Annotated in this window: 21 protein-coding genes; 13 read left to right on the top strand and 8 right to left on the bottom strand. The window is 33.2% G+C overall.

Annotated features, from left to right (window positions below):
* Positions 1 to 7 precede the first annotated feature (7 nt).
* The 9 genes from ACWGOQ_RS09530 to ACWGOQ_RS09490 are packed head-to-tail and all read left to right on the top strand — an operon-like array spanning position 8 to position 6,113.
* Complete coding sequence (locus tag ACWGOQ_RS09530; protein ID WP_452057717.1) at positions 8 to 1,060, top strand: type III polyketide synthase; 1,053 nt, start codon at positions 8 to 10, stop codon at positions 1,058 to 1,060.
* Positions 1,061 to 1,080: 20 nt separating this feature from the next.
* A complete protein-coding gene (locus ACWGOQ_RS09525) occupies positions 1,081 to 2,187 on the top strand; it encodes a retropepsin-like aspartic protease (protein WP_452057716.1) in 1,107 nt (368 codons plus the stop codon).
* A gap of 3 nt (positions 2,188 to 2,190) precedes the next feature.
* Complete coding sequence (locus ACWGOQ_RS09520; RefSeq protein WP_452057715.1) at positions 2,191 to 2,673, top strand: hypothetical protein; 483 nt, start codon at positions 2,191 to 2,193, stop codon at positions 2,671 to 2,673.
* 13 nt (positions 2,674 to 2,686) lie between these two features.
* Positions 2,687 to 3,130, top strand: a complete 444-nt coding sequence (locus ACWGOQ_RS09515; RefSeq protein WP_452057714.1) for a 3-hydroxyacyl-ACP dehydratase FabZ family protein — start codon at positions 2,687 to 2,689, stop codon at positions 3,128 to 3,130.
* The gene (locus ACWGOQ_RS09510; RefSeq protein ID WP_452057713.1) at positions 3,131 to 4,030 is read left to right on the top strand and encodes an alpha/beta hydrolase fold domain-containing protein; all 900 of its coding nucleotides are present in this window, start codon (positions 3,131 to 3,133) and stop codon (positions 4,028 to 4,030) included. It abuts the gene before it with no gap.
* A complete protein-coding gene (locus ACWGOQ_RS09505) occupies positions 4,023 to 5,300 on the top strand; it encodes a beta-ketoacyl-[acyl-carrier-protein] synthase family protein (protein ID WP_452057712.1) in 1,278 nt (425 codons plus the stop codon). The genes ACWGOQ_RS09510 and ACWGOQ_RS09505 overlap by 8 nt, the downstream gene beginning before the upstream one ends.
* 10 nt (positions 5,301 to 5,310) lie before the next feature.
* On the top strand, positions 5,311 to 5,565 hold the full coding sequence (locus ACWGOQ_RS09500; RefSeq protein ID WP_452057711.1) for an acyl carrier protein: 255 nt from the start codon (positions 5,311 to 5,313) through the stop codon (positions 5,563 to 5,565).
* Positions 5,566 to 5,874 (top strand): 4'-phosphopantetheinyl transferase superfamily protein, encoded by a 309-nt coding sequence (locus ACWGOQ_RS09495; RefSeq protein ID WP_452057710.1) that lies wholly within the window; start codon positions 5,566 to 5,568, stop codon positions 5,872 to 5,874.
* A 29-nt stretch (positions 5,875 to 5,903) separates the two neighbouring features.
* Positions 5,904 to 6,113 (top strand): hypothetical protein, encoded by a 210-nt coding sequence (locus tag ACWGOQ_RS09490; RefSeq protein WP_452057709.1) that lies wholly within the window; start codon positions 5,904 to 5,906, stop codon positions 6,111 to 6,113.
* 200 nt (positions 6,114 to 6,313) lie between these two features.
* Here ACWGOQ_RS09490 and ACWGOQ_RS09485 read toward each other — a convergent pair whose 3' ends face one another.
* From ACWGOQ_RS09485 to ACWGOQ_RS09475, 3 genes are all read right to left on the bottom strand, one after another.
* Positions 6,314 to 7,015, bottom strand: a complete 702-nt coding sequence (locus ACWGOQ_RS09485) for a LytR/AlgR family response regulator transcription factor (protein WP_452057708.1) — start codon at positions 7,013 to 7,015, stop codon at positions 6,314 to 6,316.
* 3 nt (positions 7,016 to 7,018) lie between these two features.
* On the bottom strand, positions 7,019 to 8,071 hold the full coding sequence (locus ACWGOQ_RS09480; RefSeq protein WP_452057707.1) for a sensor histidine kinase: 1,053 nt from the start codon (positions 8,069 to 8,071) through the stop codon (positions 7,019 to 7,021).
* 123 nt (positions 8,072 to 8,194) lie between these two features.
* Positions 8,195 to 9,310, bottom strand: coding sequence for a serine hydrolase domain-containing protein (locus ACWGOQ_RS09475; RefSeq protein WP_452057706.1), 1,116 nt, complete (start codon positions 9,308 to 9,310; stop codon positions 8,195 to 8,197).
* A gap of 229 nt (positions 9,311 to 9,539) precedes the next feature.
* On the opposite strand from ACWGOQ_RS09475, the gene ACWGOQ_RS09470 reads away from it, so the two are divergent.
* The gene (locus tag ACWGOQ_RS09470; protein WP_452057705.1) at positions 9,540 to 9,683 is read left to right on the top strand and encodes a hypothetical protein; all 144 of its coding nucleotides are present in this window, start codon (positions 9,540 to 9,542) and stop codon (positions 9,681 to 9,683) included.
* Positions 9,684 to 9,703: 20 nt separating this feature from the next.
* Here the strand turns inward: ACWGOQ_RS09470 and ACWGOQ_RS09465 are convergent, their stop codons facing one another.
* Positions 9,704 to 10,309 carry a YceI family protein gene (locus ACWGOQ_RS09465; protein WP_452057704.1) on the bottom strand — a complete coding sequence of 202 codons (606 nt, stop codon included), beginning with the start codon at positions 10,307 to 10,309 and terminating at the stop codon, positions 9,704 to 9,706.
* Between the two features lie 198 nt (positions 10,310 to 10,507).
* On the opposite strand from ACWGOQ_RS09465, the gene ACWGOQ_RS09460 reads away from it, so the two are divergent.
* Complete coding sequence (locus tag ACWGOQ_RS09460; RefSeq protein ID WP_452057703.1) at positions 10,508 to 10,684, top strand: hypothetical protein; 177 nt, start codon at positions 10,508 to 10,510, stop codon at positions 10,682 to 10,684.
* Positions 10,685 to 10,687: 3 nt separating this feature from the next.
* On the opposite strand, the gene ACWGOQ_RS09455 is transcribed toward ACWGOQ_RS09460, so the two are convergent.
* On the bottom strand, positions 10,688 to 11,905 hold the full coding sequence (locus tag ACWGOQ_RS09455; RefSeq protein ID WP_452057702.1) for a multidrug effflux MFS transporter: 1,218 nt from the start codon (positions 11,903 to 11,905) through the stop codon (positions 10,688 to 10,690).
* Positions 11,906 to 12,307: 402 nt separating this feature from the next.
* Here ACWGOQ_RS09455 and ACWGOQ_RS09450 point away from each other — a divergent pair, with 402 nt between their 5' ends.
* On the top strand, positions 12,308 to 12,877 hold the full coding sequence (locus ACWGOQ_RS09450) for a DUF4251 domain-containing protein (RefSeq protein WP_452057701.1): 570 nt from the start codon (positions 12,308 to 12,310) through the stop codon (positions 12,875 to 12,877).
* A 77-nt stretch (positions 12,878 to 12,954) separates the two neighbouring features.
* On the opposite strand, the gene ACWGOQ_RS09445 is transcribed toward ACWGOQ_RS09450, so the two are convergent.
* The 3 genes from ACWGOQ_RS09445 to ACWGOQ_RS09435 are packed head-to-tail and all read right to left on the bottom strand — an operon-like array spanning position 12,955 to position 15,848.
* A complete protein-coding gene (locus tag ACWGOQ_RS09445; protein WP_452057700.1) occupies positions 12,955 to 13,800 on the bottom strand; it encodes a tetratricopeptide repeat protein in 846 nt (281 codons plus the stop codon).
* On the bottom strand, positions 13,772 to 14,902 hold the full coding sequence (locus ACWGOQ_RS09440) for a hypothetical protein (protein WP_452057699.1): 1,131 nt from the start codon (positions 14,900 to 14,902) through the stop codon (positions 13,772 to 13,774). Before ACWGOQ_RS09440 ends, ACWGOQ_RS09445 begins: the two co-directional genes overlap by 29 nt.
* Positions 14,903 to 14,948: 46 nt before the next feature.
* Positions 14,949 to 15,848: an EamA family transporter gene (locus tag ACWGOQ_RS09435; RefSeq protein ID WP_452057698.1), complete on the bottom strand. Its 900-nt coding sequence runs from the start codon at positions 15,846 to 15,848 to the stop codon at positions 14,949 to 14,951.
* Positions 15,849 to 16,166: 318 nt separating this feature from the next.
* On the opposite strand from ACWGOQ_RS09435, the gene ACWGOQ_RS09430 reads away from it, so the two are divergent.
* Positions 16,167 to 18,359, top strand: a complete 2,193-nt coding sequence (locus tag ACWGOQ_RS09430) for a T9SS type A sorting domain-containing protein (RefSeq protein ID WP_452057697.1) — start codon at positions 16,167 to 16,169, stop codon at positions 18,357 to 18,359.
* Positions 18,360 to 18,458: the final 99 nt, after the last annotated feature.

Here is an 18,458-nt window from a genome sequence, read left to right as displayed (position 1 = left end):
AAGTAAATTGAGCGTAAAAATAGTAACAGTTGCAAAACAATTACCAGAATATGTAAGAGAAACGAAAGAAATTATTCCTTTTGTATCTCAATGGCTTACAGGTCAGGAAGATCGTTTTAGGAGAAAAGTTCTTAAAATTTTTGAAAATGCGGCGGTAGATAAACGATATGGGATTATGAGTATTGAAGAAGTATTTACAGCTACATCTTTCGAAGAGAAAAATGATATCTACGCTCGTGAAGTCAAAAAGCTAGGAGAATCAGTAATTAAAAAAGCATTGAATAAAGCAGGGTGGGATCCAAAATCTCTTGATTATATTATTACTGTAAGTTGTACTGGTATTATGATTCCATCATTGGATGCTTATTTGATCAACGCGTTAAATCTTCGACAAGATATTATAAGGCTTCCGGTTACCGAAATGGGGTGTGCGGCTGGTGTTTCGGGAATAATTTATGCTAAAAATTTTTTACAAGCTAATCCAAGTAAAAGGGCTGCTGTAATTGCTATCGAATCCCCAACAACTACCTTTCAGCATAATGATTTTAGTATGGTAAATATTGTCAGCGCGGCCATTTTTGGAGATGGAGCGGCTTGCACGTTGCTATCATCAGAAGAAGAAATGGATGGACCGATGATTGTAGGAGAAGAAATGTACCATTTTTACGATGCTACTACTATGATGGGATTCAAATTAACCAACACAGGTCTGCAAATGGTGCTGGATAAAGAAGTCCCTGCAAAAATTGCTACTCATTTTCCAGATATTATTAATCCGTTTCTAAAAAAACATGGTAAATCAATAGAAGAAATCGATCATTTAATATTTCATCCTGGAGGAAAGAAGATTGTGCAAACGGTCGAACAACTTTTTGGAGATCTTGGTAAAAATATTGACGATACTAAAGCTGTTTTACGAGACTATGGAAATATGAGCAGTGCTACGGTTTTATATGTGTTAGAACGTTTTATGAAAAAGAAACCGGCTAAAGGAGATACTGGGTTAATGCTAAGTTTTGGCCCTGGATTTTCTGCACAAAGAATACTATTGCAATGGTAGCACAATTAAAATTATTCAAAGTGAAATCAAGTATTGTTTTAGTTTTATTTCTAGCATACAGCGTGATGGTTGCGCAGAAGCAATTTAGCGATACGATTCCGTTTCAAAATAATTTGGGGTTAATTGTTGTGCCAATCAAGTTCAATGGAGTAGAAAAAAAGTTTATGTTTGATACAGGAGCTACCCATTCAGTTGGTTTTTCCTGGGTTGAAAATGAGCTCTCCAGAACATCAAAAACTATAAAAATAACGTCTTCCAGTAGAAGGAAAAGTAGATTACGATATTATAAAAGTGATTCTGTAAATCTGGCCTCAGCAAAAATTACTAAACACAGAATCCTTATGACAGGAGATAGTGATATCTTTTCCTGTTACAACATCGACGGGGTTTTAGGAGTGGATATTATAGGAGAGTTTAACTGGGTAATTAACTATGATAAAAAATTTTTGGTAATGTATCACAAAGGTTTTTTTCCAGATGATCTAAAAAAAATGCATAAGATCGATTTTAGCTATATTGATAAAAAACCTTGGGCTTTTCTTAATTTTGGAAACAAGCGAATACGTTTTCTACTTGATACAGGAGCAACTTTTTCTGATATTAATACTAAAAGTTACCAAGGGATACAAAGTATAGACCACATCCAAAGGGAAGCATATAGTGGTTTTTTTGATTTTAAAGGTGATTTAACTCAATTAAAATCCCTCATAATGAGATTTCCTTCGGTTACAACAAATGATGTAACTATTAATGGAATATTTGAAGTAAGTAAAAAAAGTAGCAAGATTGGTAATGCCTTGTGGAAGAATAATATATTGTTTCTGAGTCTTGACAGAGCAATACTTTATACCAATCTAAAAGAAATAGAAGAATACCATATGGATTATGGTTGCGCTTTTGTTTATCAACAGAATAAAATAAAAGTAGTAAAAGTTTTGGGCGATAGTGAAGCATGGAAACAAGGGTTACGGCAAGGGGATGAAGTGAAAATGATTAACGGAAAAACGTTTCAGGATTTTTGTAGCTTACAACAATTTCAAGAAGAGACCTCTAAGAATGCAATGGATGTAACAATTACTTTACCTAATAATACAAACATAGTTTTAAAAAAGAAAAAAGTACTGTAAACAATGAAATTTATATGTATATATCTGTTTTTAATAGCAATACAAATAACAGCGTGCGCAAAAAATGATAACGTTACAACAGAAACTGACGTTTCTACACCAGAAATCACTGCAAGCGTTACTAATGTTTCGGTAATAGGAGAAGAGAACAATTACACGTTTAGTGTACAAATAAAAAGTCCTGACGTAGGATGTGATCAATATGCTGATTGGTGGGAAATCATCACGGAAAATGGGATATTAGTATATCGAAGAATTTTAGCACATAGCCATGTAAATGAACAGCCATTCAACAGATCAGGAGGTCCTGTTGCTATTAGTAAGGATAAAGTAGTATATATACGAGCACATATGAATAATAAAGGATATGGAGATGTTGTTTTTAAAGGTAGTGTATTTGGTGGATTTAGCCAGGAAATACTAGAGACTGATTTTGCCAATGAATTAGAGACTACAGTGCCTTTGCCCGACAGATGTGCCTTTTAAAAATAATAGCGTTTTGACAAAAGAACAAATTATTAATAAATTACCTTATCAAGCACCTTTCTTGTTTGTAGATGAGATTACGGAAGTAGATCAGGACCATATCCTTGGTTTTTATACCTTAAAAACTGATGAGTATTTTTACCAAGGTCATTTTAAGGATTACCCCATTACTCCCGGTGTTATTCTAACAGAGATTATGGCACAAATTGGTTTAGTTTGCCTAGGCATTTTTCTTTTTAAAGATCAATTATTGGATGATGCTGTTGTTGGAGTTGCTATGAGTAGTGTACAAATGGATTTTTATAAATCGGTATTACCTGGTGAAACAGTCATTGTAAAATCTGAAAAAGAATATTTTAGATTCAATAAGTTAAAGTGTAAAGTTACCATGTATAATGAGGCAGATGAGCTAGTAGCTAAGGGGATAATTGCAGGAATGATAACAAATATAGATTAAATGAGCTTAGGATATTCTATAGTAAAACTTGCGTTAAAAATAAGAGGAGAAAAGAAATCCTGGTCAGCTGATCCTGTGGATTATTTAAAAAAACGTAAAGAAGATATTGATGAACCAAATAGCAAAATTTTATTGGGAAATTCTTTTCAAACAAAGATTGTTGCTGATAGTAAAATAACCGAGATAATACCAGCTCAACCATCGAATGAATATCTACTTTTTTATTGTCACGGAGGTGCTTTTATTTATGGTCCAACAAAAAACAATTGGAAATTTATTGCGCGCATTGTAAAACAAACCCATACTCGTGCCTGGATGATAGATTACCCTAAAGCACCCGAAAATGATATAAAAAAAATTACTCAAAATATCTGTGAAGCCTACAATAAAGCGTTGGAAAAATATGACCCTTCTAACATAATTTTTGTTGGAGACTCTGTCGGTGGTAATTTGCTTACTTCATTAACACAGGGATTAATTGAGGATGGAAGGGAGTCGCCTAGTCGTCTTATTTTAATCACACCCATGGTCGATGCTAGTCTCACAAACCCAAGAATTGCAGAAATTGATCCTATAGATCCTATTTTAAGTTATGAAGGAGTGCTTTCTGCTAAAAAGATGTGTGCGGGTGATTTTTCTTTAAAAGATCCAATTATATCACCGTTGTACGGTTCATTTAGAGATTTCCCTCCGATTCATATTTTTATGGCAACCCACGACATCTTAAGACCTGATCAAGAGGTGTTTATCGAAAAAGTAAAAGAAGAAGGAGGAGAAATTGAGGTAATTGTTGGAAAAGGGATGCCACACATTTGGCCCTTTTTACCTTACTTTAAAGAGGGAGCGATAGCGCGTAAAAGAATAGTTTCTATCATTAATAAGGCGATTACTGATGAGTAATAGAAGAGTAGTTATTACAGGATTAGGAGTAGTTGCACCAAACGGAGCGAACGTTTCGGTATTTAATAAAGCAATACAACAAGGTACTTCTGGAATTCAATATATTGAGGAATTAAATGCATTAAAATTTTCGTGTCAAATAGCTGGAAAACCATTTTATAAACGCGATCACTTAAATAATTACTTCAATAGTATTCAATTAAAAGGATTAAATGCTTCAGGATTAGAATATGGCGTAATCGCCGGAATTGATGCTTGGAGAGATGCTGGGTTTTCTATTGATAATACAACAGAGAATCCTTTATGGAATGTTGGAACCATTTTTGGAACAGGTGTATTGGGCGTTGATAAATTTAGAGAAGCCATTTATAAAGTCGATGCTGGTAATGTAAGAAGATTGGGTAGTACATCCGTAGTACAAACCATGGCGAGTGGTATTAGCGCATTTTTAGGCGGTATCATAGGATGTGGGAATGTTACAACCACGAATTCTTCAGCCTGTAGCACCGGAACAGAAGCAATCTTAATGGCGTATGATCGTATTGTGGCGCAAAAAGCAGAAATTATATTAGCTGGAAGTACCAGTGACAGTGGTCCATATGTTTGGGGTGGTTTTGACGCGATGAGGATTCTTCCGCATAAATATAATGAAAACCCAACTGCAGCCTCAAGACCTATGAGCGCAACTGCTAGCGGTTTTGTACCAGGCAGTGGAGCAGGGGCATTGGTTATAGAAAGCTTAGCTAGTGCTCAAAAACGCGGAGCTACTATTTATGCAGAAATATTAGGAGGTCACGTAAATAGCGGTGGACAGCGTAATGGTGGAACTATGACAGCACCAAATAATATAGCAGTCCAAAAATGTATCAAACAAGCAATCATTAATGCCAATATCGAACCAAAAGATATAGATGTGATTAATGGACACCTAACCGCTACAACCAAAGATGTTGTAGAAATTGAGAATTGGTGTGAAGCATTAGGAAGAAAAGGAAATGATTTCCCCTATATTAATTCATTAAAGAGTCTGGTAGGTCATTGCCTGGCAGCATCAGGAAGTATAGAAAGTGTTGCCACTGTATTGCAATTGAAAAAAGGATTCATATTTGGAAATGTCAATTGTGATGACATACATCCAAAAATTGAATCGATGGTAGACAGCGAAAGAATTCCTACAAAAACTATATCCAAGCCTTTTACGATAGCAGCAAAAGCTAGCTTTGGTTTTGGAGATGTAAATGCTTGTATTATCTTTAAAAAATTTTCATAATCAAAAATTCATGACAAAAGAAGAATTGCTATCCAAATTAAAAATAATAATAGAGCCTTATGTTCAAAATCAAGAGGGATTACAACAGCTGTCAGAAGAAACCAATTTTATAGAAGACTTAGAAATAAACTCTGCCAATTTGGTTGATGTAATTCTGGATGTAGAAGATGAGTTTGGTATTGAAATCGATAATGACGGGATGGATAGAATGCTTACTGTAAAAGCTTCTATAGCTGTAATTCAGGAAAAATTATCCGCTAAATAGATGATAGGCAATGATATTATAGATCTTAAACTTGCTGCCGTGCAAAGCAATTGGCAACGAAAAGGTTGGCTTAACAAAGTTTTTACTGCATCAGAACAACAAAGAATTTGGTATGCTAAAAACCCCGGCCAAATGGTCTGGAAATTATGGAGTATGAAAGAAGCGACATATAAAGCGCATCAACGGTGTTTTTCTTTATCTCCAAAATACAATCCTTGGGATTTTGTTTGTTTAGATACTGATGTTGTTATTAAAAAAAAACATACCGAACCATTTCGAAACATACAAAAAACTATATCTATACCATAGCATATAGTGATGAAATTAAAACAAACTTTGTGTCTAGAGTGTTTACCGTAGCACAAGATCAATATAAAAACATTCTTCGGTATTATATTGCAGATATGAAAGGAATTCGGGACTGTGATGTTAAGTTACACAAAGATGATAATGGTATTCCGGAAATAAAAATATATAATAAATCAACAGATATACCACTTTCCTTATCCAGTCATGGTTCTTTTTCAGCTTTTGCTATCGATATGTAATTATGAAAATACTCTTTTACCAGTCATTAAACCACCCGGATTATGCACTGGAACTTCATAATGAAGCTTTGAGACGCAATAAATAGTGGGTTTTTCTTGATTTTAGCATAGCACCGCTACGGTGAAATAAAAAAGAATCATCAGTATTTGAAGTGGTTGACAGATGTAGTAGATTTTCTAATGCATAATGCGAGTTAAATCTATTCATATTCAGTAATGTGATTATTCAACCTGATCCTGGTAACTACCTCTTTTTTGCGACGTTTACTAAGCGGCAATACATGATTACCAATAAAAATTTCATTTTCAGAAATTTTTTCAATCTTATGTAGTGATACAAGAAAAGATTTATGTGTTTTTATAAAAGCTTCCTTAGGCAATGAATCTTGCATACCTTTTAGTGTACTATGGGTGAGTATTGTCTCTTGGTTGGTTATGATCTTGACATAATTTTGCTGAGCTTCGATAAATAAAATTTTATTTACTTCTATTTTCTTTAACTCCTTACTCTGTTTAATGAATAAATAGTTCGATAATTCCTTGTTATTTATTAAGTTATACATCTTGTCAACAGCTTGTTTAAACCGTTCAAAAGAAATAGGTTTTACTAAATAATCAACAACATTAAAACTGTAGCTTTCTAATGCGTGCTCAGAATATGCTGTTGTGATAATAGTTGGCGGAACTGTTTTTTGCGTTTTTAACCATTCAATTCCAGTAATTATTGGCATTTGAATATCTAGAAATAAAAGATCAACGTGGCTTTTTTGTAAAAGTTCCTGAGCTTGACGGGCGTTTTTACAGACACCAATGACCTCTAAGAAATCAATAGCTTTACAATAACCATTAAGAGCTTCTCTGGCTAGAGGTTCATCATCTACGATAAGACATTTAAGTACCATTAATTATAAATTTATTTCTAAAAAAACTTGATGAACATTTCCTTTCTTAGCGATCTGTAAATCATATCGATCCTTATATAAAAGAGCTAATCTTCGTTGTACATTTTGCAATCCAATCCCACCTGAGTTTTTCTTGTTGTTGATCGAATCAAATGTGTTTTCTATTTTACATGTCAATTTGTTGTCTATTTCAAGTAGTTGAATACTTATATGGTTTTTTGAAGGGTCATCATCATTACTTACATGTTTAAAAGCATTTTCTATAAAAGGAATGAGTAATAGTGGAGCAATCGGTCGATCTTTATTTATTGTAGAGATTTGATATGCTAACCTAATATCTTCTCCTTTTCTGATTTTTTCAACTTCAATATATTTTGAAATATAATCTAATTCTTTTTTTAGGGCGATTTTTGCAGTTCCGATTTCATATAACTGATAACGAAGCAAGTCAGAAAATTGAAGGAGTGTGTTTTTAGCTTGCGCTGAGTTTTGATCTATAAGATGATAAATACTATTGATGCCATTAAACAAGAAGTGCGGATTAAGCTGCGCTTTTAGGTATTTAAGTTCGCTATTATGAGTTTCTTTTAGCAATTCTTGTTTTGTTCTTTCAGATGTAAAATACTCTAAAGGGAATCGAAATAAAAAACCAAGAAACGTATAAAAAAAATTAAAAAGAAAATTAGGGAATAACCATATCATCGAAAATTCTAAAAAAGTAAATTCTTCTCCAAGAATATTATGAGTCTGGGTGTAATAATGATCTAAATACCCTTCAAAGCCATTAACTAGAAGGAAAAACAATGTTGTGGCTACTAAAAATTTGAAAAACTTATTTTTTATAAAATATTTAGGAACAGTAATAAAGTATTGCCAATAAAACAATAGCATATTACTTAAAATTCCGTAAACAAAAGCAATATACAACAAGTTATTTTCTGTTGAGAAACCATTCCAGGTTAGATTATTAAAACCCAAAAAAGCAACACTCCAATGTGCTCCCCAAAAGACGAAGTGAAAAATAAAAATCCAACGTTGAAATATTTTCTTTTGCATCAATTTCTGAAAGAATGGATATTACTAAATAGATTTACTGGCCTTTGAAGATGTTTTTTCTGGATTCATTATAGCTATTCATAAAAGCACACAATATACGGTATTACCTATAAATCTTTAAATTCACTTGATGAGACTAAGCATTTTAAAGGATAGCGCATCGATAGCATGTTTTTTGGGATGAAAAGCAGAAATGTTTGTAAGTATAATCACGGCTTTTTGAGCATTTTTATTGATTACAAGGCTTGAAGTATAACCTCCTGTTCCACCATTATGAAACAGTATTGTCTGATCATCTTTATGTACGATATGCCAACCCAACCCTAGAGAAACTTGTTTATTTAGAGTATGTGTTTGTTTTTGGGTCAATTCATACACAGGATCATTACTCATTTGTTTTCTTACAAATTTTTCCAAATCGACTATATTAGATTTTATCGCACCTGCTCCTGCGAGTACATCAAAGTTCCAATTAGAGACTTCGTGTCCTTTTGGATCAAGTCCTTTTATAATACTAGTAGCTAGAATTTTTTCTAAATCTGTTGTAGAACTATTCATATCCAATGGGTTGAATATTTTTTCTTGCAACAATTCTTCATAAGTTTTATTTGTTTTAAGAGTTAGCAAATGTCCTAAGAGTCCTGCTCCAAGATTAGAATACGTACTTTTTTCTCCCGGTGTCGATTCTGTTTTAAAATCAGTTTTAAGATATTCATACAATTTATCAGTGTCATAATTGCGATATGGGTCGCCTTGGTTCGAAGTTATTAAGGGGATTATATTTTGAGGTATCCTTGGTAAACCTGAAGTATGATTGGTTAACATTTTTAGGGTAATATGCTTTTGATCCTCGGTTGGATTTTCTAATGTAAAAGGAAGTAAACTAATTACAGAATCATCTAAGGATACTTCTTTTTCCATCACCAGTTTTGCCAATAAGGTTGCTGTAAATACCTTTGTGATCGAACCAATCTCATATATTGCATTTTGGTTCATTTTAATTTGTAAAGAGTCTTCTTTTCTAACAATTCCAAAAAATTCACTGCTTTTTTGATCAATCAAAGCAATTGATACTTCTGTTTGGTTTGGGAAAAGGAGTAGTTTTTCTTCTAAAAGCTGCGCTATTTCTTTGTTCTCTATTTTGTTGGTAATACTTTCCTGTGCATTTATCTTACAAGAATAAAACTGTGTTAATATAAACATTCCTAAAAACACGATTTTTAATTTAATATAAGCCATAACTTGTTTTGTTTCTTCGAATGTAAAGAATACAGCATAGAATAGTTACCTTATTTTGACGATCGTCGTTATTTTTTTGACGACCGTAACAGCGTATAGCTTATTTTATTATATGATATAATAATAGGGGGTAACGCCCGAGTAAAATACCGTACTAATCCCCTGAAATTATCAATGAAGCATCTGTACCTTTGTTGTAGGGAAAATGAATACATAAAAACTACTCAATATGATCACGCAATTGACAATTAAAAAGAAAAAAGTTTGGGAAAATAAAATTGAAATTACACGGCTAAAAGGAGTCAACTTGGTCAATACTGGGATTCAGAAGAATTCTGTAAGACTAGCGAAGGCATATAGTTTACATTTATAAATCAAGAATATCCATACTTCTTATTTCAAAATAGGGAAATCAAAAACAATATCCAGTTTGTTTTTTTTACGTTCATCAAGGATATTTACTCCAAAATCGCTGGTATAAATTGTAGTTTTTCCCAGAAGTTTTTTAGTAATATCCAACGTAAAATTGATAATGATTTCTTTGGTAATTCCCTTGATCGTTAAATCTCCGATTACTTTGTAATTATTATTACCGAAATGAACTACCTGACTACTTTCGAATGCAATTTTGGGATATTTCTTTTTATAAAAAAACTTTTCCCACATCAAATGACCATCTCTTAAAAAGTTATCAGTGTCTAACGTATTCACTAAAGCAGTTCCTTTAAAATACGCATTATCCGGATCTTCTGGATTAAATGATATTTTAAAATCTAAACCGGCAATGGTACCAGATGTTTCCTCAGAAACAAAATCGAATGATATTTTTGCGTTTTTTTTATCAAAATCTAACTTAATAACATCATCAATCAAAGCTTCTTCTTGGCCCGTATAACGATTAGCTATATTTATCATATCATCAGAAGGAGGAGAAAATTGACCGTAGCCAATTGGAATCCAAAGAATAAGAAAAAAAATTGATTTGATATAGGTTTTCATGACTTGGTTCATTTTTTAAATATAAACGGAATCAATTAGTATTCCAAGAATATTTAGAAATCAATAATTGTAAAGTAAACCAAAAACAGGTAAATAATGATAATTTGATGTTAACGTTTCTTCAATATTCTAAAAAATCATCTAAATTAGAAATGAAATTAATTGGTTGTCAGGTATATAAACCATAAATCTTGAGATATGGAAAATCAAAATAAAGAGAAATCCTGGTCAAAAAGAAAGTTTGCAGATTTCCAAACAAAATATCGCAGATCTTCTAATTTTGGATATGGATCAAAGAGAGATAAGTTTGCTATTAATGGTGATGGTGAGCTTTCGATTCCTGTTAGAAATAGTATCGAGGGACACAAACCTTAAAGACTAAATGTTGTTACTTAGTGTCTTTTGTCTGGAAGCTTTTAGATAGAAAAGAATTCCGATAGAAATTGTTGCGCAAATAAGAAACCCCAGAAATAGAGGGATTGCAGTATCTGTTACGTATCTTCCTATAAAGGTACTAATTGGAACGGCCATAAGCGTACTTATAAATCCTGTTATTGCCGCTGCGATGCCCGCAATATGTCCAACAGGTTCCATTGCCAAGGCTCTTAGGTTGCCAAATAAAAATCCAATCGAAAAGAATTGTAATCCAAAGAAAATTAATAAAATGGCGACATTGGGATTGGCACTATTATTAAATAGGATGATATACAATAGTGAAACCCCAAAGAATGCATAAAGTGAAATCGATACCAGTTTTTCCATTCCATATTTAAGAACCAACGTACCGTTTAAAAAAGTAGCCGTACCGATAGAAATCGCTAACAATGCAAAAATATAAGGAAACTCCTCTTTGAGCTGATATTGCTGTTCAAAAATTTGTTGAGAACTACTTAAGTACACTAAAAAAGAACCTACAATAAAACCTGAGATAAGGGTATACCCAATGGTAGTTTTGTATTTGATTAATTCCTTTATACCATCTACAAAAATATGAGAAGAAAACTGAATGCGTTTTGATACCTCTAAGGTTTCTTTTTGACGTTTCCAAAACCAAAATGAAACCAATAAACTAAATATTAACTGAATGTAAAAAATAGCTTGCCAATTATAATGGTCCAAAATGAACTTCCCCAACGCTGGCGCTATAATAGGAACCAAAATAAATACAACTGTGATAAAAGACATAATGCGAGCCATATGATCGCCACTGTAGATATCTCTTATCATAGCAATAGCAATTGTTCTTGGAGCAGAAAGCCCAATTCCTTGTACTATTCTACCAGCAATCATTACGGTAAGACTCGTAGCATTAATACACATAAAACTGGCAATTATAAAGAGAGCAAAACCCATATATACCACAGGTTTTCTTCCAATACTATCGGACACCGGACCAAAAATAAGCGGTCCGATACCAAGACCTAAAAAGATCATCGTGATCAATAATTGATTATCTGCTAGTTCTGTAGTACCGATATTAATACCAATAATATCCAACGCTGGTAACAATGCATCAATAGCCAATGCCACAATAGACATCAATGATGCCATTAAGACAATAAATTCTAGCTGTGCAAACTTTTTTTTATGAAGCATTGGGCAAAAGTAATTTATTTAATGATGCGGCGTAATATTCAGTATTACTAATTAACTATTATTTAGTATGAACGATTTGGTGGTGAAGTATCCATGTTAAATTATTGTATATTCGAGAGATGTAATTGTGTAATTAATAACGTAGAATTCTGATGGAAGGAAATCGAATATAAAAATAAATTCTGTAAGCTCTAAAAGAAATTATTTTATTGGTAATAAGTAATTCTAATCACAATAAACTTTAATAACGTAAAACGATATTCTAGATAGATTAAAAGAGGTAGTAAGGGATTAGTATAAAAGATTTGTTCAGGTTCTTATGTAGGATTTACTATAAAATTCGTAAATTATGGTATAGAAATTGCTCGTAATGCATTGTTATACAAAATAATATAAAGATAAATGAGGATAGTATTTTTTTTATGGATAGTAGGATGGATGCTAATAGGTTGTAATAGTACTAAAAACACCATCGCTCCAACAGCAAAAAGTGAAGCGTTGGAGGCATTGATTGCTACAAAAAAATTCAGCATAGAATCGAGTTGGGCATATCCATTAGCAACAGCTAGTTTGACAAGTCTTTCTAATAGTGGGTTATTACAACCCGGTAGTACCGTAAATAGTATCAATTTAATAGGAAATCCCAATCATATAAAATTTTATGGAGATAGCATTGCTATGCGTTTACCCTATTTCGGAGAACAGCAATTACCTGGAAAACTTATAAGAAATGAAGGCGGAATTGTATTTCGTGGAATACCAGATCGCTACGAATTGATAAAAGATGAAAAAAGACAACAGCATACTATAAAGTTTTCTGCAAAGAATGACCAAGAATCATATCGAGTAATCATCACATTATTTCCTAACTGGAATGGCAGCATTACAATAAACAGTTCCCATCGTACTTCTATTCGATATCGAGGAACCATATCAACTTTAGAGTCAGATGAGGGATTGGCCATTAATTAATGAATATATAAAGCTGTTTTAGCTCAAAAATAATCTGCGAAAAAGGAGGGAAGCATTTTCGTTACTTTAGTTAATTTTTAAAGACGACGATCCAGTTCTTTGATATCTTCTATGTAAGTTTGATAAAACTCTTCTACATAAGGTCTTCTACTATTATATCCCTGCGCTAAAAGTTGTTTAGATTTTTCCAACATAGCCTTAATTTTAAGTGAACTACCCTTTAATTTCATCAGTGTTTTTGCTTTCCAATAAAAAAGATCTGCATTTTTATTGTGTTTGATTCCTAAATCAAATTTTTCTAAAGCCTTATCAAAATCACCCGTTTCAAAATAAGTAATTCCATAGTACATAAATGCTCTACTTTCTACATACGCAATGTCTCCGGATTTTGATTCGTGTTCAAAAAATTTCTCGAAGTATGCCTGAGATTTAAGATATTCTTTTTTCATCATATACGCCACGCCACGCATAAAATCTATATTCTCAGACTGTGGATAATCTACAAAATTAGGGGTAAGAGTGTCCAATTCGTCAAAATCTCTTATGGCATTATCATAATCTCTATAGAAATATAAATACAAATATCCACGATATCCTTGCCAGGACTCGGGATCTAGTGCTACGGCTTTCTTATATTTCTTCATTGCTTCGGTATTAATCCCTCTTTTTACTCTAGAAGCTCCCATTTCTCTATAGATATCAGAAAAAGTACTATCCAGATGTTTAGCTTCCTGAATCAAAAACTGTTCTTCAGCAGAACCTTGATAATAAGAACCTTGTAATCCCTTTATAAACTGTCTAGCATATTTTTTTGATATGGCATCATCAAACTCTTTTTTGTATAATTCTGGTTGCTGGTCGCAAGAACTCATTAACAAAGCACAGCAAAAAACACTACGGTAAAATATCTTGAATCTCTCCATTTTTTAAAATAAAAGTTACATAGAAATAGGAATCTCTCTTTGTGTTTCTAATCACACACGGTTTCCATTGTTCTACACCCGAAATTATATCATAAAGATGCATAACTGTTTTCTTAGAAAATTGCTTCTTGTTATAATCAAAATCGGCTGATTCATCTGTTATAAATTTACCAGCTTTACCTTTACAGTTAATTACAAACCTAAAGGTTAAGTAGCCTGATTCATTATGTAGCTTATTTGTATCCAGCTTACTGCCCACCAATTTTTTCAGATTTCCCTTACCACCAATAAACCCTGCACGATCATTCCCGCCATTATAATAATCTACAATAAAATCTGTAGAGGAGCAGAGTTCTAGTTTTTTGTCTTTATCTATAGTTTTGTCAAAATCAATATAACCAACTCTTTCTATCCCATGTTTCGATAGTTTGTCAAATTGTTCTGGAAGCAATTGTTCTACTAAAACTCGCTCCACAACATCGGTATCTGTAGTAAGGGTAGATTTCCACAATCCTAAATCCTGAACATAAATGGAACGCGCATGATATCGTATAGTATCTCGGGGAGTCTCTCCAAAAATGGTAGTATTGGTAGTGAATTGCCCTATGATTTTTGCCGGTTTGTTTTGTATGATTGTATCTTTAATCGTCTTTGTATACTGATACACATCAAGAGCTAAAGAATCTTTATTTTTCAGTTTAGTCTTATAATAAACCGTATCTTTCTGAAAAGTTAAGAAGGTAGTAACTGTATCGTTTGTATAGTGTGCTACTAGCGTATCTGTTAAATAATATCGTTTGTAAGTAGTTTCTATAACATCTTCACCTGCAATTCTAAATTGTTTAGAAGATTGCAATCCAAAAGAAGGACCAAAGGTTTCTTTGCTATAAATACTATCATTCAGTTTCTTTAGGAAAGAATAATCAAGAATGGTTTTTTTGTTCTGTTGATTCTTCGGGTAGATGTGTATATAATATTTATTAACGACACCTTTATTACCAAAACCTTTTGGTATAAAAAAACGTTCATAGGCAGTAGAGCTCTTATTACACGAGAAGCTAAAAATACCCAAAGAGAGGAGTATAAGAAATTTTCGATTCATTTAGTCAATCATGGTTTCTGGTAGTTGGAATAAAGGTAGTTTAATTCTAGGAATATAAAATCAAAAACACTCCAATCATAATTCCGGATAAAGGGATTAATTTTTTTCGCTTATTTTTTTCTTTAAAGAGAAGACCACCTATCACCACTGCAATAAGTATCTGACTACGTTTTATAGCAGATAACAACATAATTAATGCGTCAGGATCTTGCAGTGCTTTAAAATAGAAGTAGTCTGCTGCTTGTAATAAAACACCGACTGCTACAATCGTCCAGCGCCATTTAAAGTTTTTTCGCTTTTCTTTATGGTTAAACCAAGTACATGATAAAATAACCATTAAAATCAGAACGGTATACCAACAGAACCAGAATTGTAATGTTTGCGGATTGAGATTTAAACTCTGAATTAAAAACTTATCATACAACCCACTGGAAGCTCCTAAAAATGTTGCTGCAATAATAGCGAGTATCCATTTATTCTTTTTGAAATTAATTCCTTCTTGTTTACCAATTCTGGCATAGAGCATCATGGAAAATATAATAAGGAAAAATCCAGACCATTGTAAAGGATTAGGTCTTTCTTGATAAATTAACATCGCTCCTATAAAAGTAAAAAACGGACCGGCAGAACGTATAGGAGTTACAATGGTAATGGGCAAATGTTTTAAAGCCTGATAGGCTAACGTCCAGGATGCAGCCATAATCATGGACTTGATAAAAATATATCCGTGAGTTTTCCATGGAATTCGTTCGATTTGAAAACCAATTCGCTCAGTAAATTCCGGAAAATACTGAGAGCCAATAAAAAAGGGTAGCAAGACCAGAAAACCTGAGCCGATGGTGCCAAGAAGTACAGGAAACACTTCATTTCCTTGTACTGCATGTTTTTTACACAAATTGTGTAATCCTAAAAAAAATGCCGCTAGTAAGCCCAGATACATCCACATGCTGCGAATATAAGTTTTTGGTAAATTTTATCTATAGTTGAGAATGTAGAATTTGAATGTGAACATCATCAAAAGCATGCAAACAGGGTGAAAAACCGATAATTCTCTCTTATTGGTCATTGAACTGAAAAAGATAAAACATATGTAAGAATTATACTTCCTTTATTTTTTATATAACATTATTGAGAATATTGTAAAAATTTAATACAAAAATTGATTTTTATTTACTTATATGAATATATTTGCGTGTAACTAATTTATTATTCGTGCATAATAAATACATTTTTTAACACAATCAATTCATCTTAAAACTTGAATATGAAAACTCAACTACACTTTCCGAAGAAATTCTTATGGCTTATTGCCATTACTTGTTTCACAACAATCACTGCTCACGCGCAGCAGGTTATCAACGCCACGTTACAAAATGATGGAAGAACAAGGCAATATCGCTTATATGTTCCAGCCAGTTATGATGCTACCAAACCGGCTCCACTGATTTTAAATTTCCATGGTTTTACAAATAATATTGATATACAGTACAATCAAAGTGACTTTCGGCAGCTAGCCGAAGACAATCAATTTATATTTGTTACGCCTCAAGGGTTGGGAGGCTTTTTCTCCGGATGGGCCATCAACAATAATTTTGGTGGGAATGAGGATGATTTAGGATTTTCTGATGCTTTAATTGATAAAATTCAAGAGGATTACAATATCAACGAAAAACGCATCTATGCTACGGGATTCTCTAACGGTGGTTTTTTTAGTTATCGACTGGCCTGTGAATTAAGTCCAAGAATTGCTGCAGTAGCTTCGGTAGCAGGAAGCATGACAAGGGTATGGATCGACAATAATCAGTGTCAACCGCAACATCCTACAGCAGTTTTACAAATTACGGGTACGAATGATAATGTAATTTCTATAAACGGTAACGGAACCAATGAACCGATACAGAATGTTATGGAATATTGGGCTGCTGTAAACAACGCTGATACAACACCTGATGTTATCCAATTAGGTGGCGGATCTACCCGTTCGATTTGGGATAATGGGGATAATGGTGTAACAGCCGAGTTTATAAGAGTACAGGGAAAAGGACATAGCTGGAATGGAGGAAATGTAAGTACCTCTCAAGAAGTTTGGAATTTCTTTTCCCGATTTGATATCGATGGTGCCTTAGATTCGACGCCTCCTCCTGTAGATACGTGCTCAGAAATTGTATCATCTTTTCCGTACAACGAAAGTTTTGAAAACACCTTGGGATTATGGTCACAATCTACCAATGATGATATTAACTGGACTAGAGATTCTGGTGGTACTCCTTCTAATAGTACTGGGCCTTCTAATGGTGCCGATGGTAATTTTTACCTTTATGTAGAGGCATCGGGTAATGGAACCGGTTATCCCAATAAAACAGCAATATTGGATTCTCCGTGTTTAGACTTTAGTAATGTAACATCTCCAACGTTAAATTTTCAATACCACATGTTTGGTAGTGCAATCAATAGTCTGACGGTTGAAGCCAGAGTTGATAACACAGGAAGTTGGTCTGGAGTATTTGATAACAACGGAAACCAGGGAAATGTCTGGAATAGCGCGAGTGTAAATCTATCAGATTATGCAGGAGAATCTAGTGTTCAGTTGCGATTTATTGTGGTAACGGGTAATGGAAGTAGCGGATGGCAAAGTGATATTGCTATTGATGCTATCACGATCCAAAATGGTTCTGTAGATCCAAATCCAACGTGTGATAGTATTAATTTTAATGATTATGCAATTACTTCATTTTCTAATCAAGATAGTGCCGGAGATTTCACTATAGGAAATGGTGGAGAGGCTTTATCTCTAACCAATAATACCTGGAAATACATTCCTATCAATTATACGGTAACTCCCAATACGGTTATTGAATTTGATTTTAGCAGCACCTCACAAGGAGAAATTCATGCGGTTGGTTTTGAGAATAATAATACGCTCACATCCTCTCGTTATTTTAAAGTACATGGAACACAAAATTATGGAGTAACCAACTTTGATAATTACTCATCCGGTACTACTACCTATGTGATTCCTGTCGGAAATTTCTATACCGGAGCTATGGACAGATTGGTATTTATCAATGATAATGATGGTGGCTTTGGAAATAATTCTATTTTTTCTAATGTAAAAATATACGAAGGGTCTTGTAATGGTCGATCTGCAGCAGAAATTATCGCGAACCTGGATGATAAACGACCTGTTTTAGGAACTGATCAAGAAGGAATCGAAGCGATAAAAATGGCTCCGAATCCTACAAGAGATCAATTCTCATTGCACGTAACTTCTGAAAGTAATAAAAAAACAATCCTTACGATTTATACTACATTAGGACAGCAAAAATACCAAACTCAAGTAAACGCAGGAGTAACTAATTTTTCTGCAAGCAGTTTAGCATTGAGTTCTGGAGTGTATATTGTAAAAATCCAAACTCAAGGTAATGATGCTATTACAAAAAAACTAATCATTCAATAATGATTTTCTAAGCATCTACTTAATTGATAAAAATGCTTCAACGGGATCGTTGGAGCATTTTTCTTTACGGAATACTACATTAAAAATAGTCATTACTGT

The sequence above is a fragment of the Aquimarina ulvae genome (genome assembly GCF_053613295.3).
This window is presented reverse-complemented; position numbering and strand designations above follow the sequence as displayed.